This window comes from Blautia glucerasea, assembly GCF_020537505.1.
GTDB lineage: Bacteria > Bacillota > Clostridia > Lachnospirales > Lachnospiraceae > Blautia_A.
In genome coordinates this window covers 1-1,081 of record NZ_JAJBMO010000076.1, presented here as the reverse complement: position 1 = coordinate 1,081, position 1,081 = coordinate 1, and the positions used below count along the sequence as shown (strand labels likewise).

Here is a 1,081-nt window from a genome sequence, read left to right as displayed (position 1 = left end):
CAGTAGTCTTATTGTACTCTGAGGTATTTTCAAATTTCAACGTCTACGCTTTTTATTATACAGGAAGCTCCTATCTAAAAAATGGTGTAGTTAGCATTTTCTAACTACACCACATATAATAACAATTTACGCCTACACTTCCAACCCAAAAACGGTTTTATTCTACCCAAAATCGGTATTTTTTAATTTTAACCAATCGTATTTTCCGTTTTATAGTTTTTAGGAATTACCCCATATTTCTTTTTGAATGCCGCAGCAAAGTTACTCGGTTTTGAATAGCCTACAAATGCTGCCACCTGACTTACGTTCAAATTACTTTCTAATAGTAGACTTGCCGCCTTTTCCAATCGCTGATCTATAATATACGCATGAACCGATGTTCCAAACAGCGAGGAAAAACCCTTTGACAATTTTGAAGTACTAATATTGACTTTTCGAGCCAATTCCTCACAACTTGGTGCCAAAGCAAGCTGACTGTCAATGATTCTCTTCGCTTCTATGATGGATTCTCGGTCACTTCTGGAAATTGCTATATAAGTTGACGCAAGAATACTCAGTTCCAAAATCTCACTCAAATATACAGATAACAACTCAAAAACTTTGCTTTCCAAAAACAGGTATCCCAATCCGCCGCGATATTGCGTGAAGTCTTTCAGTTCCGCAAAAATGTGCTCCATATAGGGAGTAATACCTACTTTTGATATACCTTCCAATAGTTTTTTCTGATAAACCTCAATCTCACCAACATCAAAATAGTCATTCATAATTTTACGGAAATACGACAGTGGTACTTTTACATTTTTGAAAAGGAAATCGTTTTGTTTGGAATAGCACAGATATTCCATTTTCCCGTGTCCACGATAAATACAGGACTCACCTTTTTGTATGCTGATACTTTGTCGGCTATCTGCAATATTCCAGGAAACACCATCATTGAAGCAGAACAACATTTGAATGTATTCTTCGCTACTCACTCCCTGCACGTTCATATCTGAAAAATAATTCATTTTCCAGTCCGAAACAACTGCTCCTTGCTTTGTAACAACTTGCGAAATCTGACCTGTTCCCATATCAGCCGGAA

General features: G+C 36.8%; 1 protein-coding gene. It reads right to left on the bottom strand.

Annotated features, from left to right (window positions below; genetic code table 11):
- Positions 1-188 precede the first annotated feature (188 nt).
- On the bottom strand, positions 189-1,081 hold an 893-nt coding region (locus LIQ05_RS19260), incomplete at its 5' end, for a helix-turn-helix domain-containing protein (RefSeq protein ID WP_226822923.1).